Here is a 22,296-nt window from a genome sequence, read left to right on the forward strand (position 1 = left end):
ACACGCCCGCCCTACAGGGGGTTGTGTGTCAGGCACAAACAACATGCACGACAGCGCCAACAGGACGTTTACATCCGATACATCGACAGTAGCGGCACCAGGCCCACAAGGCCGGTGCCGACAGTGGAACAACAAAAACAATCACTGTGAGGGATACCGATATGTCAGAACATGTTCAGCCACTGGAAGCCGTACGCAGTGCGGGGACCAGCCGCGAGACCCAGAAAGTCATCTTCGCTTCATCGCTCGGGACGGTGTTCGAGTGGTACGACTTTTTCCTCTACGGCGCCCTCGCGGCGGTCATCAGCAAACAGTTTTTCGCCGGGGTCAACGACACCACCGCATTCATCTTTGCGCTCATGGCGTTCGCCGCCGGCTTCATCGTGCGGCCATTCGGTGCGCTGGTGTTCGGCCGGCTCGGGGACATGATCGGGCGTAAATACACCTTCCTTGCCACCATCATCCTCATGGGCGTGGCGACCTTCTGCGTCGGGCTGCTGCCGACCTACGCCAGCATCGGCATCGCCGCGCCGATCATTCTGGTGGTGCTGCGCATGCTTCAAGGCCTGGCCCTGGGCGGTGAATACGGCGGCGCTGCCACTTACGTCGCGGAACACGCGCCGATGGGCAAACGCGGTTTTCACACCAGCTGGATTCAGTCCACGGCAACCCTCGGTTTGCTGCTGTCACTGCTGGTGGTCCTGGCGTGCCGCTACTTCACCGGCGACCAGTTCGAAGTCTGGGGCTGGCGGATTCCGTTTCTGTTTTCGATCATATTGCTGGGCATCTCGACCTGGATTCGCATGAGCCTGCACGAGTCGCCGGCTTTCGTGAAAATGAAAGAGGAAGGCAAACTCTGCAAGTCGCCGCTGCGCGATTCCTTCGGCAAATGGGAAAACCTCAAAGTCGTCTTGATCGCCCTGTTCAGCATCAACGCCGGGCAAGCGGTGACCTTCTACGCGGCGCAGTTCTACGTGCTGTTCTTCCTGACCCAGTTCCTGAAAATGGACCCGGCCCTGGCCAACAGCCTGCTGATCGTCAGCGTGATTATCGGTGCGCCGTTCTTCATCTTTTTCGGCTGGCTGTCGGACAAGGTCGGGCGCAAACCGGTGCTGATGATCGGCCTGTTGCTGGCCACCGCACTGTACTTCCCGATCTTCAAGACCCTGGCCCACTACGCCAACCCGGCCATCGACCAGGCCAGCCGCCAGGCACCGATCACCGTGCTGGCCGACCCGGCTACCTGCACCTTCCAGTTCGACCCGGTGGGCAAGGCGAAATTCGACAGCCCGTGCGACAAGGTCAAGACCTTCCTGGTCAAACAGGGCCTGCCCTACAGCAGCGCAACGGCACCGGCCGGCAGCGGCGTGCAGGTCAGCATCGGCGACGTGAAAATCGACGGTTACGACGAAGCGGCCCTGCGCGGCGCCGTGACCCTGGCCGGTTATCCGTCACAAGCCGATACCCAGGCGATCAATAAACCGATGATCGTGGCCCTGATTGTGGCGCTGATCATCATCTCCGCCATGTGCTACGGCCCGCTGGCGGCGCTGATGGTCGAACTGTTCCCGACCCGCATCCGCTACACCTCGATGTCCCTGCCCTACCACATCGGCAACGGCTGGTTCGGCGGTTTCCTGCCGACCGTGTCGTTTGCCCTGGTGGTGTACACCGGGGACATCTTTTACGGGCTGTGGTACCCGGTGGTGATTACCGGGGTGAGCCTGGTGGTGGGGATGATCTGTTTGCGCGAGACCAAAAACGTGGATCTGGATAAAAACTGAGGTGAAGACATCTATGTGCGGTTAGCGGTTGGTCCCGCCATGGACCGCACATAGACGTCAGGCTGATGCTCACTTCACAGAAAATTTACGTGGCGGACTTGGATCGGAGACAGCCTCCTGGTAGGTCTGAATGGCCTCAATTTCGCATTCTCCAGCTGGGAGTTGGATGGGTATTTTCCACCCCATATCTTTATCAACATCCACCTTGCCCAAACTGACCCGGGGGTTGCCAATCAACCATACTTCCATCGAAGCGCCTTGATACCCGACCCCTTTTACCTCGATCGACGAAGTAACGTCGCCAGCGGGCGGCGACTGGATGACTGGCTGGAAGGGTTTGACAAAAAAACAAAGAGGTTCAGTCCACGGCGACGTCTCACCGCTGGAGCGTGAATTGGCTTTAACGCATGTCTTGCCTGGTTGAAGAACGACATCGCCATTTCCCACTTGCCATTCGTAGGTCGAATAGACAGTGCCGGTACCGAGCACTTTACTTTCGTCGTCGGCCATCACAACTGTCACTTCGGCGCCGGGTTCACCCGTTCCCTTGAAGGCGGCGGTCTGGCCGACAGACCCTCCCTGCTCCGGATGGGTGATAACTACTGTAGGCAACTCTACGGTGAAGGTGACTGGCGCCGAATCTTCGGAGTATTCCAGGCCCTGCTCATGTCGAGCGACGATACTGTTTGTGCCGTACGGCATCGCAAATTTCCAGTCCAGCTCACCTCCCCAGGTTCCATCTTCGTTGATTTCAAACTGACTGTTGGGCTCCCACCATCCTTCGTGGAAATACACCCAGACCTTGGCCGGCGACTTCAAGACACTGCTGCCTGAAATCGGGATTTTCTTTGACGGGTATTTATCGTTGTTTTTTGGGGTATTGATTATGGGGGATGGCAAAGTCGGCGCCTTGGTATCTCTTGTCTGGTTCATGTCATGGCCCTTCCATAGTTGTTTATAGGAGGTCCGATAGTGCTCTCGCCACAAAAACCACGTCTACTGTCAGAAGTAACAGTTGACGGAATGCAACGCACATGAAATGGATGTTCCTTGCGCTCCTCACACACCCTCAAATGCGTGAACGCACGCTGATTTTTTCGTTAATCTGGTCCGACGCAACCATCGCCCCGCCACTCTCCAGACCGAGGCACCATGATCATTTCATCCGCATCCGACTATCGCGAGGCAGCCCGCCGCAAACTCCCGCGTTTTTTATTCGATTACATTGATGGCGGAGCTTATGCGGAGCATACGCTGCGGGCCAACAGCGCCGATCTGGCCAACATCAGCCTGCGTCAGCGCATTCTGAAAAACGTCGAAACCCTGAGTCTTGAAACCACCCTCTTCGACCAACCCCTGGCAATGCCGATCATCTTGGCGCCGGTCGGCCTGACGGGCATGTTCGCCCGCCGGGGTGAAGTGCAGGCCGCAAAAGCCGCGCAAAACAAAGGCATCCCGCTTTGCCTGTCTACGGTATCGGTTTGTTCCATCGAGGAAGTCTCGAGTCAAAGCCAACAACCCCTCTGGTTTCAGCTGTATGTGCTCAAAGACCGGGGGTTCATGAAAAACGCGCTGGAGCGTGCGAAGGCCGCCGGGGTGCAGAACCTGGTGTTTACCGTGGACATGCCCACGCCCGGCGCCCGCTACCGGGATGCACACTCGGGCATGTCAGGGCCTTTTGCCGCCTCGCGGCGAATTCTTCAGGCCATGACCCGCCCCGCCTGGGCCTTCGACGTAGGCGTCATGGGCCGCCCCCACGACCTGGGGAACGTGTCGAAGTACCTGGGCAAGGCGGTCACGCTCGAAGACTACATGGGTTGGCTGGCCAACAACTTCGACCCTTCGATCAGCTGGAGCGACCTGGAGTGGATTCGTGAGTTCTGGAAAGGTCCGATGATCATCAAAGGCATTCTCGATCCCCAGGATGCCAGGGACGCGGTCAGCTTCGGCGCCGATGGAATCGTCGTGTCGAACCACGGTGGGCGACAGCTGGACGGCGTGCTGTCCACGACCAGGGCATTGCCGCCGATCATGCAGGCCATCGGCAATGACCTGACGGTGCTGGTCGACTCGGGGATCCGTTCGGGCCTGGATGTCGTACGGATGCTGGCGCTGGGCGCTAAAGGCGTATTGCTGGGGCGTTCGATGGCTTATGCACTGGCTGTCGATGGTCAGCGCGGGGTGGAGAATATGCTGGACATCTTTGCCAAGGAAATGCGCGTGGCAATGACATTGACCGGGGTGACTTCAATTGGTCAGATTGATGAATCCACGCTGGTTGATGCAGTACGATAAGTTGACACGAACTGATAGCTGCCGCAATAAAACGCCTCGCCCATGCAGGCGATGCTGTTCCCTTAAGAGAATGAATAGCGACCTGCCAGCCGACCTGTGCAAGCGGATGTACCCGGAACCATTGTGGAGCGAGCCTGCTCGCGAAGGCGGCCTAATAAGCGACCAGGTTTTTTGAGAGTGCACCTATCAATTCCTGCGGTAATGGCCACCCAGGGGGCCACCCTTACGGCGTGTCACTTTCGAAGAGAGTGTCCCATTTTCGTAATGCAGACCTATCGCTTAACTGATGCTCGATTCGCTGACCGGCTTGCGCTTGCCCAAGACGTAGATGACCGACGTACTGCTGCTTGAGCCGAGCGGCGTGCCGGGCAGCACTGCCAGTAACCTCCAACCGTCGGCCAGCTTTTCGTTGACATTCGTGTCACCGACAACTTGAACCACTTTCGCCGCTTCGTGCATCTGCATGTTCTGTGCTCCGTAGATTTGAGCTATCAGGCTAGCAGGGGCTCGGGCAGCGCGGCTGCGGATTCCGTCGGGGCCATGATTTGTGGACTATCCTCAGCTGACGCACAACGCGACATCATTTTGCCACCAAACCCATCGATAAAAGGATGTACCCATGGCGCAGCAGTACCTCACTCCGGCCCTGATCGGGTTATTCAGCTTGCTGTTTCTCGGTATCGGCTTCTGGATCAATAGCCGTATCGCAGCCAGTAAGCTGGCCCAACAATCCTCCGAGCTGCAAGCCAGTCATCAGACTGAACACCAGCAATTGCTGAACGATGTCGCGCTTGCGCGGCAACGCGAGCAGCAAATGCTCCATGAGCAATCGGAACATCAACATCAGCTGAAATTGGCCAGTGAGGCATTGGCGCACCAAAGAGAGGTCGAAAAACAACTCAGCATTCAGCTCGGCGAGTTCAAGACTTCGCTGGAAGCCGCAAAAAACATCCCCAGGAGCCTTCCTGTTATTTCAGCGATTTACCGAAAAAAAACGAAGACGATCTACTCGTAGCCACAGTTGACGTTGACGACGCCTCGACGCACGAAGCCGTTGCAAAAACATCTCTAGTTCTCTCAGGCCCACCGCTCTTAGATCAGCCTCCCGCTCGAAATCCAACACATCGTCCAACCCCAGATCGCTGTATTCCTCCGCAGGCAGATCCCGAGGGTTACCAAAACTGAAAGGCATATCAGCGGGCAGACATCCATACAGGTTGGACATCCGATACCAAAGAAACCGGTTGAATGAACGAAATGCCCGGCGCAAATGGAAGCTTTCGTACCAGCACTCGAACTGTGTATCGACGAATCGCTCAAGCTCCTCCAGCTGAGGCAATGACTCGAAGGCACGTACGACCAGCATCGCCAAAGGCCATGAGAGGTTGTACTGCGACAAATTGCTGCTGCCGCTTTTATTGAAGGCAATCCAGAAGTGATCGTTTTCAGCCCAGAGCACCTTGATATGCGCTGCCAGGATCAACTCATCAGGCGTCATTCCTTTGTGGATTTCCCGCTCCAACGCCAGCCTAGCTGCACCCCAGCCATTCGTTATAAAAATTTGATGCACCAAGGCATGCGCCGATAGCGGCCATCCGCTGTTATAGATCAGATCTGTGGCCTTCTGAAACGCTCGATCTTCCCGGCTTATTTTTTCATTTGGTCTGAGTAAAACTTCGTCATCTTCTCGAGGTTCATAGAACAATTCAGGATCGAGAGCGTAGGCTACATATTCATCATCAACGCCCCCGCTATCGACCCCGCCCTCACTGTCGACCTCCTCTTCATCAAACCAATCGAGACTCTCCAGAGGGTAAACATCTTCAACCTCCACAGCGCCGTCAAAAAAATCGTCAGATACGTCTTCATGAAGCAACATTTGCTGCTGCGAAGTAAGGGATGAGTGCTCGATCGAATCGGTAGCGTCTTCTTCAATGCACTCATCACGCAAGGCGATACAAGCAGTGCTAGGTTCGGAATGAAAATAGGCCTCAGCCGGAATCGGCTGGCCTTGGTCGGTCAAATCTTTGTTGACTGTGATCTTGAGCGAGACCGAATGCCGCACCGTGATTTTTATCGTTTCGCTCTCGGCCTTTTTGGCGTATGCATCGCGAGGTTTGGAGAGAGAAAGCGTTCGCCGTGCTGGTAGGTCGGATGTAATCGCCGGTGCCGGTGGCACGTGGGCTGCTGGCCCTTCAAATCGTAATTCGTCGTATATATAAAGGTTCTCGATATCCAGCCCCCTCAGCTCTTCGCAATCGGCCGCCAGGTGACGAAGCTCCCCCTCGCTGTAAACGTCGACGCAAGCATCAGTCTCATCGGTTGAGGAGTGCGTTGTTGTGTGAGCCATTTAATCCCCCATCGGTCGATTTCCACCGGATTCGTTGCTTGATGCCTCGAACCAGAAGGCACCGCACAGGCACTCCAAGCTGCGGAATAAAAACACAATGTTTATCGTTTTTTATTCCAATCATGGGGTAAACCGCGATCATACTGTTGTTTTTTAGCATAGAAGCATTTCTACAAATTGCAGAAAGAATATAAATTCAAGCCATGCAAAGTATGAAGGTAACGTTTTTTTGACGCCTGAAATTAATTATTGGCCATTGATTTTTTACCAGCTACGATAAGGGAGCGAATGACATTGATACAGGGAAAAACATGCAAAGCACCTAAACACGGTTAACAATGGACTTATGGCAAACTTCGCGAATTGCACTGCCCTGACTGTAGCGATAGTGAACCTGGCATTCCAATGAACTAGTCAGTAGTACTACCTTATCATTTTTAATAAGTAGCACTCTTGGGGCTTTGGACAAAAGTTAAACAAACAACTTCATCTTTTAATGTCGAATGGGGGAATGGAGGAATGTTTATTTTCATGAACCCATTTGAAGTCCGTTGCCAAGCGGTTTGTTATTGCCCTGGTAGGCCGTGATCCGCGCCGCCGGAAACGAGTGATTGCCAATCAGCATTTTGATTCCGGCCGCCAAGGCGCGTCGGCGCACCATCGCATACGCATTGGCTTGCGGCAGGTTGGCAGAGCTCAGCTGACCGCTACCGCACCAAAGCGTTCGAAAAACAAGGGCCCTTCGGATCAGCCTCAATCCCGGTCTGCACTTCGGCCCACGTAACGAAGCGGCCCGGTTTTGGGGCACCACCTGCCCGGCCACCAGTTGGATCGAGTACGGTCGAAATAGATTGGTCGGCTGTCAGGCCGCCATCGCCGGCAAGCCAGCTCCTACAGTTGGATTGCGTGCGGTCCAGCGAGCCAGGCCGGCCGGTTAGGCCGCCTCGCTTTGCTTTAGCTAAACCGCATCCAGTCGAGCCGGCGCCTCGAACGCGAGGCACAGCGCAACGTTGAACTGATGTGGCTCACCGGTCGCTTGATGCCGGACTTCAAGACCATCGCCAACTTCCGCAAAGACAACAGCAAAGCCATTCAAGGTGTCTGCCGCCAGTTTTTTGTGCTGTGTCAACCGTTGGGGCTTTTGCAGAAAATCTGGTTGCCATCGACGGCAGTAAATTCAAGGCCGTGAACCATCGCGATCGCAATTTCACCAGCGCCAAACTGAAGCGGCGGATGGACGAAATCGAATCGAGCATTGCCCGTTGTCTAAAGGCGCTGGATACGGCTGATCGGGAAGAGCCCATGCCCTCGGGGCCTAAAGGCGGCGGGCTGGAGGAGAAAATCGCCAAGCTGAAAGCGCAAATGAAGGAGCTTCAGGCGATTGAAAAACAGCTTGAAGCATCGCCGGACAAACAGATCTCGCTGACCGATCCGGACGCGCGCTCCATGATCACGAGCGGTAATGGAATCGTGGGTTACAACGTGCAGACGGCTGTCGATACCAAGCACCATTTGATCGTCGCGCACGAAGTGACCAATGTGGGTCAGGACCGTGATCAGCTCAGCTCAATAGTGCTGCACGCTCAAACAATGGATGGGTGCGACACACTTTTTGACCCGACGACTTGCCAGGGTGAGCACCGAAATGAGCTTGAATGTGCTCACTTACAACTTGAAGCGAGTGATGAAAATCCTCGGCACGCAGAATCTGATGAAAGCGCTGGCGGCCTGAAAAGCCTCCTGTTTGCCCGATGGACGAGCTGAGAAGCGTTACTAGCGGCATTAAAAGCGGGCTGGAGTTACGAAGAACGCTTTAGGTGTAATTAGCCAGCCAAACATCGTCGGCGCTACGCGTCGACGATGTTTGAACTAGTTTTTACACACTCTGGACCATGGATGGTCCGATGGCGGCGAGCCCACGGAGCAGGACCGAAGCGAGGCACCGAACGAAACGGGCAAGAACGCTTTGGTTACTTTCGCGCTTTTCGAAAATGACCCGCCGGAAGGGCGGAACCGTCAGCAGCCGTTTCCGCATGAATGTATATGTACACAATCAAGAAAACCGCCAGCTGGCACATCCCGTGAAGCGACCATCACTCAACGTCTTTCAGAATCTCGAACGTCACTTGATCGGGATAAAACGCCACGTAGTTTTTAATCTGCTCGACAGACACTTTCGGATCTTCATAGCTCCATACCGCATTGGCGCCTTCATGCCCCGGTATCTGCAGACTGAAATAGCTGGCGTCGCCCTTGTAGGGGCAATAGCTGGTGTGATCGGTGCGAGCGAAAAACTCTTCGGCGATGTCCTCCCGGGGCACGTAGTACACCGGAGGATAATTGGCCTCCAACAGCACCAGCGCCCGCGTGGAGGCGGCCACCTGAATACCGTGAAACTTCACCAGGAGACAGCCTGGCTGTTCTGCAATGGTGATGACAGGATTGGGACCGGAGCTTTTCATCACTATCTCCTGGATCATGGAAAGATGTAACAGGTATACCTCATGTTTCGCCAAGGCGGCTGCTTCGCAGCCGAACGGAACGGTGCGGCGTTCCGACAAGCTCCCACACCTTTTGCTGTACATCCATACAGATAAAGATTGCCCCGGCGCTCATCACCCGCCATTCTGTACACCTCTCGAACGCTGATCGACGACGGTGGCCATGCAGCTGTACCTCTGTGAAAAACCTTCCCAGGCCAAAGACATCGCAGCCGTGCTCGGTGCCAGGCGCCGCGGCGACGGCTGCTGGGTGGGATCGGACGTCACCGTGACATGGTGCATCGGCCACTTGCTGGAAACCGCGCCGCCGGACGCCTATGACGCGCGCTACAAGCGTTGGGTGCTGGCAGACCTGCCGATCATTCCAGAGAAGTGGAAGATGACCGTCAAGCCACGTACCGCCAGCCAGTACAAGGCGGTCAAGCGGCTACTTGGCGAAACTACCGAACTGGTGATCGCGACCGACGCCGACCGTGAGGGCGAGATGATCGCCCGGGAACTGGTGGAGCATTGTCGTTATCGCGGGCCGATCCGGCGGCTATGGCTGTCGGCGCTGGACGATGCGTCGATCCGCAAGGCGCTGGCGACGCTCAAGCCGGGGGCCGAGACCTTCAGTCTTTATCATTCGGCACTGGGACGCTCGCGAGCCGACTGGCTGATCGGGATGAACATGAGCCGGCTGTTCACGCTGTTGGGCCGTCAATCCGGTTACCAGGGGGTATTGCCGGTCGGCCGGGTGCAGACGCCGACCCTGCGCCTGGTGGTGGATCGCGACCGCAGCATTGCCGATTTCGTCCCGGTGGCTTATTGGGCCATCGACGTACAACTGCTGCACGACGGCACCGCGTTCACCGCGCAATGGCGGGCGGCCTCCGACGCTTGCGACGATCAGGACCGCTGCCTGGATCAGGCGCTGGCACAGCAAGCGGCGGCGGCGATTGGCAGCGCGGCGAGTGCCCGGGTGATCAAGCTGCGCACCGAGCGGATGCGCGAAGTGGCGCCGCTGCCGTTCGACCTGGGCACCTTGCAGGAGGTCTGCTCGAAGAAGCTGGGCCTCGGCGCCCAGGAAACCCTCGATATCGCCCAGGCACTCTACGAAACCCACAAGGTCATCACCTACCCGCGCAGCGACTGCGGCTACCTGCCGCTGAGCCAGCACAGCGAAGCGCCAGGCATCCTGGCGGCGCTGAGGCAGGCCGACCCGACGCTGAACGCCTTGAACGATCACTTGCAGCCTCAGCGGCGCTCACGGGCCTGGAACGATGCCAAAGTCAGCGCGCACCACGGCATCATTCCCACTGCGGCGGCAAAAAACCTCGAGCGACTGGTGGGCAAGCAGCGGGCGGTCTACACCCTGATTCGCGCGCGGTATCTGGCGCAGTTTCTGCCCAACCACGAATACGACCGCACCCAGGCCGACTTCGACTGTGCCGGTGAAGCCTTGCGCGCCGTGGGCAAGCAAATCGTCGAGCCCGGCTGGAAGCGCGCCCTGCCCGAGGCCCTTGCCCCGGCCAAGGGTCGCGAAGCCCCGGCGCCGCAAACCCTGCCGGCATTGGCGCAAGGGCGCGATTGCGCGGTGGCCGACGTGAAGCTCAAGGACCTCTGGACGCAACCGCCCAAGCCGTTTACCGAAGGCGACCTGATCAAGGCGATGAAAAACGTCGCCAAACTGGTGGAAGATCCGCTGCTTAAGCAAAAGCTCAAGGACACCACCGGCATCGGCACCGAAGCGACCCGGGCCTCGATCATCCAGGGGCTGCTCGACCGTGGTTATCTGATCAAGAATGGCAAGGCCCTGGCCGCGACCCCGGCCGCCTTCAGCCTGATCGATGCGGTGCCGCGCGCCATTGCCGATCCCGGGACCACGGCGATCTGGGAGCAGGCGCTGGACATGGTGCAAAGCGGTGAAATGAGCCTGGAAGAATTCGTCACCAAGCAGGCCGCGTGGATGAGCAAGCAAGTCGCCCGTTGCGCCGGCCTGAACCTGACCATCAGCGGCCCGGCAAGCCCGGCCGGTCGTGGCGCCACGCCGTGGAAGAACAAACGCAAGCCTGCCAAGCGCAAAACCTCGACGAGCACCAGACGCACGGCGAAACCGGCGAGCAAGGCTTGAAAACCGTTCGGGCTGAAGGTAATGGTCTAGTGTTCCCATAACTCCGCATCAGGAACCTGCCCTCATGCCGTCGATAGAACTGCACACCGCCCAGCGCGACGACTTGGAGACCATTGAAAACCTGATGCAGTTCTACCTGTATGACTTCAGCGAGTGGCTGCCGCTGAAGCTCGGTGGGCATGGCATCTTCAATTTCCAGCCCCTGCTGGATTACTGGCGCAATCCCGCGACCCGCCCATTCCTGATCAAGGTCGACGACGAACTGGCCGGTTTCGTGACCGTGGATGACGTCGTCCATCTAGCGGGCGCCCACTTCAACATCGGCTACCTTTTCGTCAGTCGACGTTTTCGTGGCCAGGGCGTCGCGAAGTTTGTCGTTTCCACCCTCTTGAGCCAATTCCCCGGTCAATGGCACATTTTCCATATCGATGCGAACCAGCCGGCGCGGTTGTTCTGGGCGAGGGTGATGCCCCAATTCACCGGTGGCAAGTTCACGCTGCATCAACGGCCGGTGGACGGTTACCCCTGTACCTTTTACCGCTTCCAGCGCTCGTAGCCGTCGCCCTGAATGGCGCTTTTCCTGCCGCCTATCTAATTCCAAACAGCTTTGTCCGACAATATGTAGTGAACAAAAATAATCACTACAAAACCGTTGACGCCTCCGCTTTGCCCTTGCATGATGCAGATGTCTCCCCGATCGGGAGTACAGGCAACACGTTTGAGCAAGCTCGTCTGACCGCCGAGCTGTTTTTCCCGGATACACGCTGCCCACAAGGCAGATTGAAGAAGCTGACCTGGCCTGAACGTCCAGTACAAGGGCGAGAAGCGCTGGCGATCAATCCTCATGAAGCTTGTGGCCGACCCTGAAAACGTCGGCAGTGGTATGAAGGTTTTCGCCGCTTCTCTTCGTTGTGACGCTATTGCGTAGCAGTTATTCAGCACGACTACATGCAACAGACGCGGACCCCGTCATTTTTGTCGGTCGACCGCTGACGTCCTGGTTTCGGTGCCAGGGATCAACTAACCGATGGGCTACCTGTATTAGCGAATCAACTTTGAAAGATCACCAAATGGTCAAGGGGCTTTATTATGAATCTGAACAATCAACCCACTATCGATGAACTGGCTCGTCTGTTCGCGGCGCAAAAAGACAGCCACGACAGCCATATCCTGTGGATCAGCAAGTCGGGCCAGGTCCATATCGACTGCCTGTCGCCGCATGCCCATGAAGCCGAGTTCGACCAGAACAACCAGAATCTGGCCGCCCGCCTGAAGATGTACCGTCGCGGCCAGGGTTATGTCGGCAAGAAAGCCGCGGCCGACAACGACTTCATCGGTAATGTCCTGCAAACCCTGAAACAGGCGTGGGCCTCGATGCAGAACCAGAACGAAGTTCGGGTGATCGACCGGTTCTACTGATTGCCTTCCACGGGCCACAGCCCCTCCATGAAAAAGGCCCCGTTCGACGCTCGAGCGGGGCCTTTTTGTTTGTCTCGTGCACAGCAAAACAAAGCTATCGTTAACCCTATGCGCTGTTGGTCCCTGGAGACTTGCGATGAAAAGTGCCCTGACATTCCTGGTGTTGCTGGTAATGACCCATGCTGCCCAGGCCAACAGCATCCCTGGCATTCCCTCATTCGATGTGGACTGCCCAGGTAAAATTACCGTCCGCGCCGATCAGGACGGCCCGGTACTGATCAATAACAAGGAAGCCACCACCAAAGCCATCGACGATCGCCGCTTCGAAGCCAAGGGTTCGGGCGTCATGATTTCGATCATCCTCGCCGATGACGACTCGGTGACCGTGTCCTCCACCGGCAAGGCGCCCAACGGCGTGTGCCAGTCAGTGGATGATTGACCCGCAGCCAACACCCACTTCATAAAGGCCACCGAGCCTGCACTGCAGCGCCCCGGCTCAGGGAGCGCTGCATTCAGGCGATCGCGCTGATCATTTGTCGTCCATCTTCCTTGACGAGGGTGGCCGATACTCACTGCTCTCTTCAGCGTCGGGCGCACCTGGAACACTTCCCGGTGTGAACACGTGCGTCTGCAAGCCACTGGCATCGATGTCGACGACACCATTGACCGAACGGGCCAGAGCAACAGCCTGCTCACACTCTCGATGGGTGTCGACGCGGCCGCTCAACAGCACCGTGCCAGCCAGGGTCTTGACATGGATATGCAGGCCCAGGCCTGGCTTGGCCATTGCCAATGCCGATTTCACCCGAGTGGTAATCCACGCGTCGTGCGCGACCATTTCCAGGTTATGAGAGTAATGCTCAAAGGAATGACGTTTCATGGTGCAACCCTCCGCCAGACAAACATACCTTCATTATAGTGCGGCCGTTGCCGACTCAGCGTTTGACCGACAAATCGGTCTGCGTCATGCGACTGCGAATGGTGAATACCCCATCACCGGAGAGAATGGCGCTGCGAGCGAACAGACGACCGCTCTCCCAGTTCGAAAGACCCAGTTCCGGCTTGTTCAGCGCGTACTGCCCGTCGACCCAGCGGGTAATGCCGTTGCCGACAAAAGGCGCGTTGACCGCGTTGTAGAAGCGCTCCTGAGCCTGGGCATCGTCACTGATCAACGACACGGTGAACTGCGGGCTGTAGCGGTTGAACAGGGCGATGGACTGGTCCAGATCGTCGACGATCTTCAGGCTGACTTCCGGGGTTTCTTCCCATTCCCACTCGCGGCCCAACTGATCTTCGGGCAGCGGTTCGGCCAAGGGTTCGGATCGATAACCTTCGGCGCGGTACACCTCGACACTCGCCGTCAGCCAATCGCTCGGCAAGTACGCCTCGCTACCCTCGACGATGTGCAGCTTGCAGCCCTGGCCCCGGGCTACGCCCGCCTGTTGCAGCGCCTCGAGAAACAGCGGCACCAGCTCGGCGGCGCGGTCGCGGTGGATCAGGCAAACGTTCAGGGTGTTGCAGACTTTGCGGTCCAGGGAATTGCGCACCACGGCGGCGAAGCGTCCGGCATCGGCATCCTGGTTCGCGATCAGCCAGGCGCCGCCGGTGCCGTGGAGGCTGACGGCCGTGCCGGCCTGTTGCGCGATGCTGCCCAACTGGCTGACAGCCCGGCCCGAACCACGGGCCACGGCCAGCGACAGGCGTCGATCGGCGAACATCGCCCAACCGGCGGCATGATTGACGCTTTCCACCAGCGACACGGCGCCGGTCGGCAACCCGGCGTCGGCCAGTGCCGGATTCAGCGCGTGGGTGACGATCGCCTGCGCGGTGCCCAACGCATCGCTGCCAATGCGCAGTACCGCGGTGTTTCCCGTGCGCAGCACGCCCGCCGCGTCGGCGAAGACGTTTGGACGGCCCTCGAAGACAAAGGCGACGACGCCCAGGGGCGACACCACTTGCTCGACTTTCCAGCCGTCATGCTCGATGCAACTGATCACTTTGCCCCGGGTGGCCGGCGCATCGCGCCAGGCCCTGAGGCCGGTGATCATGTCGCGGCGCATGCGCTCATCGGCCAGCAGGCGCGTGGTGGAACGTCCGCGCGCCTTGGCCCGTTCGATGTCCGCCAGGTTGGCGGCTTCGATCAAGGCCCAGCAATCCTGGGCTTCCAGGCGTTGGGCGAACAGATCGAAGAACCCGCTGATCGCTTGATCCGATAACGCGGACATTGCCTTGAAGGCCGCTTGCGCGCGCTCGATCGCGACAGTCGCCGCTTGCTGGTCCGCCACCGGAATCAGCAACAATTCACCGCTGAGCTGCTCCACCAGCAAGTGGTCACCGGGCTGGAAGCGCGCTGCCAGTTCGGGGCTGACCACCGTGACACGGTTACCGGCGAAAGGGATCGGAGTGCCAGCAACCAGACGTTCGAGCGCAAGAGACATGAATCGGTTACACCATGTAATGGGCGGTTGGAAAATGTATAGCAAAATCCGTGGAGCGTCATTATCGATGCCTTAAACCCTGCCCCCACATTTTGTGATGGGTGTTGCCTGTGTATCAGTGTGTGTATAGCCCCCCTCCCGACACACCACATCCCTATAACCCGCCAGCAAAGACACACCGCAGATACACCTGCCTGATGAAATGCGCCTGTCGATCGGCCAAGCCGGTCAAGTCGCTCAACTCACGCAATGCGGGGCATGCCGTTGCCCACATCCCTGACTGAACGGAGATCACGTCCATGAACACCTCACTCTCTTCGGCCGTCAAAGGCCTGCACCTGAACCTCGACCGTGCCGGTAGCTGGATCGCGCCGATGACCCTGCGGGTGTTCCTCGCCTGGGAATTCTTCGAGTCCGGCCTGGAAAAACTCAATGGCCAGAACTGGTTCGCCGATATCCAGGACCGCTTCCCGTTTCCGTTCAACCACGTGTCGGCCACGTTGAACTGGGAACTGTCGATGTGGGCTGAATTGATTGGCGCACTCGCCCTGTTGATCGGCCTGGGGACGCGGGTTTCGGCCTTCATTCTGATCGTGGTGACCCTCGTCGCGACCGCTGCCGTTCACTGGCCGGCCGATTGGTCTACATTGAGTGAGCTTGCCCAGGGTTACGCCATCAGCAACAAGGGCCATGGCAACTTCAAGCTGCCGCTGATCTACCTGGTGGCGTTTATGCCGCTGTTGCTCAGTGGCGCCGGCAAGCTCAGCGTCGATGCGCTGCTGGCTCGACTCTTCTGGCGTCGCAACCCTGGTTGAAATGTTACCGTGACAAGCTTCACTTTCCCTTCACTTATGTAGACAGGAGCCATCATGAGCGTGACCACCCAATGGATCGAGATCGACAGCGCCGACGGTAAATTCGGCGCCTACCTGGCCATTCCGCATACCCGCAAAGGCCCCGGGATTGTGCTGATCCAGGAGATCTTCGGCGTGAATGAACACATTCGCTCGGTCGCCGAGCAATACGCTGCCGACGGCTACCTGGTCATCGCACCGGACCTGTTCTGGCGCAGTGGCCAGCGCATCGAACTGACCTACGACGAAGCCGGCTGGAAACGCGCCGTCGAGTTGATGAACGCCACCGACGTCGGCAAGGCCCAGAAAGACATCGCACTGGCCATTGACGCGTTGAAAGCCCAGCCGGGGCTGGACGGCGGGATCGCCTCCATCGGCTACTGCTTTGGCGGCCTGCTGTCCTACCACACCGCCGCCAATGGGCTGGTGGACGTGGCCGTGGCCTATTATGGCGGCGGGATCCAGAACCAATTGGAGCGCGCCGATGACATCGAAGTGCCGCTGCTGATGCATTTCGGTGAAGAGGACAGTCACATTCCGCTGGACGCCGTGGAGAAAATCGCCGAGCGTTTCGAGAACAACGATAACGTGGAAATCGTCGTGTATCCGGAGGCCGAACATGGCTTCAACTGCTCGCATCGTGACAGCTACAACCAGCGCGCGGCGGCTGAGGCCCATGGCAATACGTTGATCTTTTTGGGTCAGGAACTGTAAGGCCGGCAGGCGGATTCCCTGTGGGAGCGAGACCGGCTTGCCGGCGAAGGCGTACTGACATTCGGCATCGATGTCGGCTGACATGGCCTCTTCGCTGGCAAGCCAGCTCCTACAAGGGTCCGCGTACATCGGTAGATCGATGCAAAATTTGAGGGCCTCTTCGCTGGCAAGCCAGCTCCTACAGGGGGATCGAGCCTTCACTTCCTGAGCCGCGACCAGCTTTACGGCCACCAGCTTCTCACTGTATGCCCTAAACGGGTCTATACATAACTGTAATCAATTGGCCGAAAACAAGAGGCACAGGCCATGGACAACAAGGATTCCGGCGTCAATCTGGCCTTCTGGCTGCCAGGCAGTGCGGTCATCCTCAGTGTGGTGGTGTCGATGTTCGCCCTCAACCGCGAACCCTTCCTTGAGCCGCGCCCCATCGGCGCCCAGTTCCAGGCACAACTTCCCATCGAAGCGCGGCTATGGCAAGACCCGTTCGACGCGGTCGAGCGCTATCGCAAGAAGCTCACGGACAGCAAGAACCCGGATGCGGAGAACGTCTGCAGCCCCGGCCTATCACCGTTGGTCGGAGCAAAACCGGCCGCCGACATCATGGTGGCGCTGGTCGAAGGCGGCCCTTACGCCGACGAAGTCGAACGGCGGCGACGCATGCGTTACGCCCTGCTGGCGGGGTTCAAGAACGCTCACCGGGTGCCGGATCAGGAACAGTACATCCATTGCTTGCGACTCGCCGCCAACCTGTCGCCTGAGACCCCGCCAAAATCCGGTTTCGTCGACGTGCCCTATGAAATATTCGTCTCCAATCCATTCGATCCGCCAACGGCACTCGAAGGCGCGCCACCGCCTCCTGACCGAACGATCGTGTTCTGGTTGAAACAGGACGCGCTCGGTTCAACGCCGTTGCAGCAACTGGAGCAACTGCGCCAGACCCTGACTAGCAGAATCAATAAAGTCTGCATGCCTGATCGATGTTCCGAACCACCCGCCAACGCCGTCCTGAAGGTCATCGGCCCTTCTACCTCGACCGTCCTGCGCGACATGTACCAGGACCAGGACATCGGCAACGCCACGCCCACCGTGGAAATCTACTCACCGCTGGCCACGGCCGATTACGATACCCTGGAGCGCGGTTACCGGAAACTGTCGCCAGCGCTGAAAAACCGGGTCCCCATGAAGTTGCTGCGCACCGTCAGCGACGACGGCACCATGACGCGGCTGATGCTCGAGGAACTGAAGTTGCGCCGTGTCGATCCGGCCACCGGTTTGCGTTGTAGCCAAGGCACGCTGCAGCCCTGTCCCCTCGACCTTCGCCGCAGCGGCAATCGCATTGCCTTGATTGCCGAATGGGACAGTTTCTACAGCCGCGCCCTGATCGAAAGCTTCAAGACGCAGGTCGCCAGTGATGCGCGCCTGGGCAGTGACGAAAACAACCACAGGGACGTGGTCGATCAGTGGATTCTGCGCTTCAGCTATTTGCGTGGGCTGGACGGACGCCTGCCGGAGGAGTCCGCGAGCAACGATAAAAGCGCCGGTGCCGATCCTGGTAAAAATAAAGAGATCACGCAAATCGATCTCAGCCCCCTGGAAAAATCCGACGGCAACTCCCAGCTCGATTACTTGCGGCGCCTCGCCGACCACATTGCCCGCGAGGACGAAGCCTACCGACGCAACGGCGAAAGCGGCATCGGCGCCATCGGTGTGCTGGGCGTCGACGCCTACGACAAGCTGTTGGTGCTGCAGGCGCTCAAGAGCCGGATGCCGTACAAACTGTTCTTTTCCACCGACCTCGATGCCCGCATGCTGCAGCGGGGCCAGGCGCAAACCACGCGTAACCTGATACTCGCCGCCCCCTATGGCCTGACGCTGACCCGCGCCTTGCAACAGGACGTGCCGCCGTTTCGCGACAGCCTGCAAAGTGCAGTGTTCATCTCGGTGCTGGCCGCACTGTCACCGCAACCCTTCGATGCCAAACGCGCGAAGTTCGACTATTCGAAATCGGAGCTGCTGTCGCCGGGCATTTACGAAGTGGGCATCAGTGGCTTCATTCCCCTGGCCAGCCAGCTCACCGCTTCGCGCCCGGCAACCTGTGAAGCGCCGGCACAATCGCAGTCCGATCGAGGGGTCCGGCCCCACGACCTGATGGCCCTGCGGTGCCTGCAGGACCGATCGCCACCGCCCTACCCCGAGCCCGGCCAATCGATTCGCGATCGATTCAAGCAGTCCCAGTCATTCTTCTGGGCCGGGCCGCTGACGCTCACCCTGCTGTTACTCGGCGGGTTTATCGTCTGGTGGCGGATCGAGGGCCCGCACGATAATCACGATGCGCGGCTGGCCTGGGTCCGCGGTGTGCCGATCACGCTGTTCATGGTGGCAGCGATCTGCGCCTTTATCGCCACACGGTTCTGGCACGCGGAGTTCCTCTGGTTCACCTTCGTCCTGATCCTGCTGGGTATCGTTTCGTCAAACCTGACCCGGCGCTCGGCCAGGCCACTGGCGTTGGCCCACGCATCGACGACTACCGCAGACACTGGCTTATACAACGCCCGGGCCTGGTACATCGTGGTCCCCCTGGTCATGTTCATCCTGGCCCTGATGCTGGCGTACCAGATGCGCAGCACCTTGACCGACAACGGGCTCGGCGAGCCGATGTTCCTGTTTGAAGGCATCAGTGCCTGGCCCACCGTGGCCCTGCGGCTGCTCGCGGTGCTGATTTCCCTCTCGGCGCTGGCATGGGGCTGGCGCAACCTGCGCGTCAACCGGGCCGAGATCGAAGCCGCGTACCATTTGCGCCTGCACATGCGCCAATACGAGATGACCTTGTGGGGCCAGGTTCGAGGCTTGATTCGCCGAGGCAAAGACTGGAAATGTCGGCGCTGGAGCAACGAGCTGGGGCATTTCTTCATGCTGATTTTCTTCCCGCTGCTGAGCGCGAACGAGCAATGGTCAAAGTCCTGCGCACCTGCACAGGCCGCGTGCACCGACGGACGCAAGATGATCGTCATTGCCCGCTTCTGGGGGGAGCACTGCGTCTGCGGGTCCTTCGGCGCCCGAATGCTGCGCGCCATGCTCGCGACTTGGATTTATGTGGTGGTCACCAGCGTGCTGTTTGTCGTCTGGCCCATGCAGGGCATGCCCATACGGGGTGACTTGATGGCGTGGATGATGACCTGGCTGATCCCCACCCTGGTGTTCCAGCTCCTGGTGTTCTGGGTGGTGGACGCCAATCTGCTGCTGACGCGATTCATCCGCCATCTCAGCGAGCATCATGCGATCTGGCCCGGCTCCCTGCAGCTGCAACACAAGAAAACCTTCGGCCTGCTCAAGCATCCGTGCATCGACGAGTGGGTGGATTTGCAACTGATCGCCAAGCGCACCTCAGCCGTCAGCCGCCTCATCTATGCGCCGACGGTGGTCCTGTTGATCCTGTTGGCCTCGCGCAGCAGCCTGTTCGATAACTGGCCGACACCGCCAAGCCTGATCATTTCCTACCTGCTGACGGCGCTGATTCTGCTGGTTTCCGCGCTGTCGCTGCGCCGTGCAGCGGAAAAATCCCGTACGCAGGCCTTGCAAAGGCTCGACACCTACCTGCTGGAAACACCCGAAACGACGCCTGGCTACGCCAAGTTCAAGATGATCCGCGAGCGGGTGGCGACGCTCGCTACCGGCTCGTTCTCACGCTACGCCGAAGATCCGCTGATCAGGGCGCTGCTGCTGTCGCTGACCGGTATCGGTGGCTCGGCCATCGTCGATGCCTTGAACTACGCGAAGTTCTAGCCCTGTGGCGAGGGGGCATCCACCAGGCTCAAGATCCACGTTAACTGGCAAGCATCAGCCTATGGGTAGCTATGCTTGATGTGAGGTCAGGCCCTGGCAGCAACACGGTGAAAGGAGGCGTTCGACATGCAACTCATCACAGTGAAAATCGACAAGCCCGAAGCGACCAACTTCATTTTTGGTCAGACGCATTTCATCAAGTCCGTCGAAGACATCCACGAAGCCCTGGTCAATGCCGTGCCCGGCATCCAGTTTGGCGTGGCCTTTTGCGAAGCCTCCGGCAAATGCCTGGTGCGCTGGTCCGGCACCGATCAGGGCATGATCGAACTGGCCCGCAAGAATGCGCTAGCCATCGCCGCGGGCCACAGTTTCATCATTTTCCTCGGTGACGGCTTCTATCCACTGAACGTATTGAACACCATCAAAATGGTGCCAGAGGTGTGCCGGATTTTTTGTGCAACGGCCAATCCGACTGAAGTGATTCTCGCCGAGACGGCCCAGGGGCGCGCGATTCTGGGCGTGGCGGACGGTTTCTGTGCCCAGGGCATTGAAAGCGAGGACGACATCCTGTGGCGCAAGAACCTGTTGCGCCAGATCGGCTACAAACTGTGAGCCAGGCGCTGAACCCCACAAGGTTCAGCGCCTCAGCCTTTACGCCCGGGAGACTTCTTGCAGGCCAGGCAGTACCGAACCTGCGCTCGACGCACAATGAGCAGGGTTACCCTCGGCCTGAACCGTCACGGCTTTCTCTTCCTCGACCTCGCCATTCAACGCCTTGTGCATTTTCACGCTGTCCAGCGCCCCGACCCACTTGGCAATCGCCATGGTGCCGACGCCATTGCCGATGGTGTTGGTGATCGCCCGGGCTTCCGACATGAAGCGGTCGACGCCCAACAGCAGCACCATGCCCGCCACCGGAATGGTGCCCAGGGACGATAAGGTCGCCGCCAGAATGATGAACCCGGAACCGGTGACACCCGCAGAGCCTTTGGACGTAAACATCAGCACCGCCAGCACGATCAACTGATCCGTCAGGGTCAGCGGCGTATTGGTGGCCTGGGCGATGAAGATGGCGGCGATGGTGTAGTAGATCGCCTGCCCGTCAGGGTTGAAGGTCAGCCCCGAGGGAATGATCATCCCGGCGACAGGTTTGGACACCCCGGCCTTTTCCATCTTGGAAATCATCTGCGGCAATACCGATTCCGACGAGCTGGTGCCCAGCACAGTGAACAGTTCTTCCTTGATGAACTTGAGGAACTTCCACAGGCTGAAACCGCTGTAGCGGCAGATCGGCCCCAGCACGAAGATCACGAACACCGCGCACGTCAGGTACACGCAAGCCATCAACTTGCCCAGGGAGAACAGCGAGCCGAAACCGTACTTGCCGATGGTGAACGCGATGGCGCCGAACGCGCCGATGGGGGCCAGGCGCATGACCATGTTGACGATGCGGAACATGCCCTGCATCAGGCTGTCCAGGGTGTCGACGAACACCTTGCCACGGGGCCCGACATGGGCCAGGGCAATGCCCAGCAGTATGGAAAACAACAGGATTTGCAAGACGTTGCCCTTGGCGAACGCGTCGACGATGGTGTCGGGAATGATGTTCATGACGAAGTCCATGAACGAGGCGTGTTTCACCGCCGAGGTGTAGGTCGCCAGGCTGGACGTATCCAGGGTGGCCACGTCAATGTTCATGCCCGCACCGGGCTTGAATACATCGACCACCACCAGGCCGACCACCAGTGCCAGGGTCGACACCACTTCGAAATAGATCAGCGCACGAAAGCCGACTCGCCCCAACTCCTTCATGTTCTCCATGCGTGCGATGCCCGTGACCACGGTCAGGAAGATCACCGGCGCCAGGAGCATCTTGATCAGCTTGATGAATGCATCGCCCAGGGGTTTGAGCGCGGTGCCGGTTTCGGGAACGAATACCCCGACGATGGCGCCGAGGATGACGGCGATCAGCACTTGTACGTAGAGTTTGCCTAATATTCTTTTCATGACAGGGCCCTGATTTTTTATTGTTGTCAGGAAATGCC

18 protein-coding genes and 1 pseudogene are annotated in these 22,296 nt (G+C 58.6%); 12 read left to right on the forward strand and 7 right to left on the reverse strand.

All coding sequences use genetic code 11. The features are described from left to right. Positions 1-161: 161 nt before the first annotated feature. Positions 162-1,784 carry an MFS transporter gene (locus tag F8N80_RS23890; protein ID WP_150784817.1) on the forward strand — a complete coding sequence of 541 codons (1,623 nt, stop codon included), beginning with the start codon at positions 162-164 and terminating at the stop codon, positions 1,782-1,784. A gap of 69 nt (positions 1,785-1,853) precedes the next feature. On the opposite strand, the gene F8N80_RS23895 is transcribed toward F8N80_RS23890, so the two are convergent. Further along, the gene (locus tag F8N80_RS23895) at positions 1,854-2,717 is read right to left on the reverse strand and encodes a hypothetical protein (protein WP_150784818.1); all 864 of its coding nucleotides are present in this window, start codon (positions 2,715-2,717) and stop codon (positions 1,854-1,856) included. Between the two features lie 219 nt (positions 2,718-2,936). Between F8N80_RS23895 and lldD the strand changes: the two genes are divergently transcribed. Beyond that, positions 2,937-4,079, forward strand: coding sequence for an FMN-dependent L-lactate dehydrogenase LldD (gene lldD / locus F8N80_RS23900; protein WP_150784819.1), 1,143 nt, complete (start codon positions 2,937-2,939; stop codon positions 4,077-4,079). 279 nt (positions 4,080-4,358) lie between these two features. Here lldD and F8N80_RS23905 read toward each other — a convergent pair whose 3' ends face one another. Continuing rightward, positions 4,359-4,544, reverse strand: coding sequence for a hypothetical protein (locus F8N80_RS23905; protein WP_150784820.1), 186 nt, complete (start codon positions 4,542-4,544; stop codon positions 4,359-4,361). A gap of 154 nt (positions 4,545-4,698) precedes the next feature. On the opposite strand from F8N80_RS23905, the gene F8N80_RS23910 reads away from it, so the two are divergent. Beyond that, the gene (locus tag F8N80_RS23910) at positions 4,699-5,094 is read left to right on the forward strand and encodes a hypothetical protein (protein WP_224790753.1); all 396 of its coding nucleotides are present in this window, start codon (positions 4,699-4,701) and stop codon (positions 5,092-5,094) included. On the opposite strand, the gene F8N80_RS23915 is transcribed toward F8N80_RS23910, so the two are convergent. Continuing rightward, positions 5,053-6,429, reverse strand: coding sequence for a hypothetical protein (locus F8N80_RS23915; RefSeq protein WP_150784821.1), 1,377 nt, complete (start codon positions 6,427-6,429; stop codon positions 5,053-5,055). The genes F8N80_RS23910 and F8N80_RS23915 overlap by 42 nt on opposite strands. A 958-nt stretch (positions 6,430-7,387) precedes the next feature. Between F8N80_RS23915 and F8N80_RS23925 the strand changes: the two are divergent. Beyond that, positions 7,388-8,040: pseudogene (locus tag F8N80_RS23925) on the forward strand (transposase); the annotation flags it as partial. Positions 8,041-8,522: 482 nt separating this feature from the next. Here F8N80_RS23925 and F8N80_RS23930 read toward each other — a convergent pair. Next, positions 8,523-8,891 carry a DUF427 domain-containing protein gene (locus tag F8N80_RS23930; RefSeq protein ID WP_150748884.1) on the reverse strand — a complete coding sequence of 123 codons (369 nt, stop codon included), beginning with the start codon at positions 8,889-8,891 and terminating at the stop codon, positions 8,523-8,525. A 202-nt stretch (positions 8,892-9,093) separates the two neighbouring features. Between F8N80_RS23930 and F8N80_RS23935 the strand changes: the two genes are divergently transcribed. From F8N80_RS23935 to F8N80_RS23955, 4 genes are all read left to right on the forward strand, one after another. Further along, positions 9,094-11,043, forward strand: coding sequence for a DNA topoisomerase III (locus tag F8N80_RS23935; RefSeq protein WP_150784822.1), 1,950 nt, complete (start codon positions 9,094-9,096; stop codon positions 11,041-11,043). A gap of 64 nt (positions 11,044-11,107) precedes the next feature. Next, a complete protein-coding gene (locus F8N80_RS23940; protein ID WP_150784823.1) occupies positions 11,108-11,599 on the forward strand; it encodes a GNAT family N-acetyltransferase in 492 nt (163 codons plus the stop codon). Positions 11,600-12,132: 533 nt separating this feature from the next. Continuing rightward, positions 12,133-12,462: a hypothetical protein gene (locus tag F8N80_RS23950; RefSeq protein ID WP_150784824.1), complete on the forward strand. Its 330-nt coding sequence runs from the start codon at positions 12,133-12,135 to the stop codon at positions 12,460-12,462. A gap of 136 nt (positions 12,463-12,598) precedes the next feature. Next, on the forward strand, positions 12,599-12,901 hold the full coding sequence (locus F8N80_RS23955) for a hypothetical protein (RefSeq protein WP_150784825.1): 303 nt from the start codon (positions 12,599-12,601) through the stop codon (positions 12,899-12,901). Between the two features lie 90 nt (positions 12,902-12,991). Here the strand turns inward: F8N80_RS23955 and F8N80_RS23960 are convergent, their stop codons facing one another. Further along, complete coding sequence (locus F8N80_RS23960; protein ID WP_150748870.1) at positions 12,992-13,342, reverse strand: BON domain-containing protein; 351 nt, start codon at positions 13,340-13,342, stop codon at positions 12,992-12,994. A 55-nt stretch (positions 13,343-13,397) separates the two neighbouring features. After that, complete coding sequence (locus tag F8N80_RS23965; protein ID WP_150784826.1) at positions 13,398-14,900, reverse strand: aldehyde dehydrogenase family protein; 1,503 nt, start codon at positions 14,898-14,900, stop codon at positions 13,398-13,400. Between the two features lie 299 nt (positions 14,901-15,199). On the opposite strand from F8N80_RS23965, the gene F8N80_RS23970 reads away from it, so the two are divergent. The 4 genes from F8N80_RS23970 (at position 15,200) to F8N80_RS23985 (ending at position 20,863) form a co-directional block, all read left to right on the forward strand. Further along, positions 15,200-15,715, forward strand: a complete 516-nt coding sequence (locus F8N80_RS23970; protein ID WP_150748868.1) for an HvfX family Cu-binding RiPP maturation protein — start codon at positions 15,200-15,202, stop codon at positions 15,713-15,715. Between the two features lie 54 nt (positions 15,716-15,769). Beyond that, positions 15,770-16,468 (forward strand): dienelactone hydrolase family protein, encoded by a 699-nt coding sequence (locus tag F8N80_RS23975; protein WP_150748867.1) that lies wholly within the window; start codon positions 15,770-15,772, stop codon positions 16,466-16,468. A gap of 306 nt (positions 16,469-16,774) precedes the next feature. Continuing rightward, a complete protein-coding gene (locus F8N80_RS23980) occupies positions 16,775-20,251 on the forward strand; it encodes a hypothetical protein (RefSeq protein ID WP_150747412.1) in 3,477 nt (1,158 codons plus the stop codon). A 126-nt stretch (positions 20,252-20,377) separates the two neighbouring features. Beyond that, entirely contained in the window at positions 20,378-20,863 is a 486-nt protein-coding gene (locus F8N80_RS23985; RefSeq protein ID WP_150747411.1) for an adenosine-specific kinase, read from the forward strand. A gap of 39 nt (positions 20,864-20,902) precedes the next feature. Here F8N80_RS23985 and F8N80_RS23990 read toward each other — a convergent pair whose 3' ends face one another. After that, entirely contained in the window at positions 20,903-22,258 is a 1,356-nt protein-coding gene (locus F8N80_RS23990) for a dicarboxylate/amino acid:cation symporter (protein WP_150747410.1), read from the reverse strand. Between the last annotated feature and the right edge of the window lie 38 nt (positions 22,259-22,296).

This window comes from Pseudomonas fluorescens, from assembly GCF_902497995.1.
Classification (GTDB): domain Bacteria; phylum Pseudomonadota; class Gammaproteobacteria; order Pseudomonadales; family Pseudomonadaceae; genus Aquipseudomonas; species Aquipseudomonas fluorescens_BK.

Coding starts and splice junctions, on each gene's coding strand:
- F8N80_RS23890 (WP_150784817.1), top strand. CDS start 162: ATGTCAGAACATGTTCAGCCACTGGAAGCCGTACGCAGTGCGGGGACC.
- F8N80_RS23895 (WP_150784818.1), bottom strand. CDS start 2,717: ATGAACCAGACAAGAGATACCAAGGCGCCGACTTTGCCATCCCCCATA.
- lldD (WP_150784819.1), top strand. CDS start 2,937: ATGATCATTTCATCCGCATCCGACTATCGCGAGGCAGCCCGCCGCAAA.
- F8N80_RS23905 (WP_150784820.1), bottom strand. CDS start 4,544: ATGCAGATGCACGAAGCGGCGAAAGTGGTTCAAGTTGTCGGTGACACG.
- F8N80_RS23910 (WP_224790753.1), top strand. CDS start 4,699: ATGGCGCAGCAGTACCTCACTCCGGCCCTGATCGGGTTATTCAGCTTG.
- F8N80_RS23915 (WP_150784821.1), bottom strand. CDS start 6,429: ATGGCTCACACAACAACGCACTCCTCAACCGATGAGACTGATGCTTGC.
- F8N80_RS23930 (WP_150748884.1), bottom strand. CDS start 8,891: ATGAAAAGCTCCGGTCCCAATCCTGTCATCACCATTGCAGAACAGCCA.
- F8N80_RS23935 (WP_150784822.1), top strand. CDS start 9,094: ATGCAGCTGTACCTCTGTGAAAAACCTTCCCAGGCCAAAGACATCGCA.
- F8N80_RS23940 (WP_150784823.1), top strand. CDS start 11,108: ATGCCGTCGATAGAACTGCACACCGCCCAGCGCGACGACTTGGAGACC.
- F8N80_RS23950 (WP_150784824.1), top strand. CDS start 12,133: ATGAATCTGAACAATCAACCCACTATCGATGAACTGGCTCGTCTGTTC.
- F8N80_RS23955 (WP_150784825.1), top strand. CDS start 12,599: ATGAAAAGTGCCCTGACATTCCTGGTGTTGCTGGTAATGACCCATGCT.
- F8N80_RS23960 (WP_150748870.1), bottom strand. CDS start 13,342: ATGAAACGTCATTCCTTTGAGCATTACTCTCATAACCTGGAAATGGTC.
- F8N80_RS23965 (WP_150784826.1), bottom strand. CDS start 14,900: ATGTCTCTTGCGCTCGAACGTCTGGTTGCTGGCACTCCGATCCCTTTC.
- F8N80_RS23970 (WP_150748868.1), top strand. CDS start 15,200: ATGAACACCTCACTCTCTTCGGCCGTCAAAGGCCTGCACCTGAACCTC.
- F8N80_RS23975 (WP_150748867.1), top strand. CDS start 15,770: ATGAGCGTGACCACCCAATGGATCGAGATCGACAGCGCCGACGGTAAA.
- F8N80_RS23980 (WP_150747412.1), top strand. CDS start 16,775: ATGGACAACAAGGATTCCGGCGTCAATCTGGCCTTCTGGCTGCCAGGC.
- F8N80_RS23985 (WP_150747411.1), top strand. CDS start 20,378: ATGCAACTCATCACAGTGAAAATCGACAAGCCCGAAGCGACCAACTTC.
- F8N80_RS23990 (WP_150747410.1), bottom strand. CDS start 22,258: ATGAAAAGAATATTAGGCAAACTCTACGTACAAGTGCTGATCGCCGTC.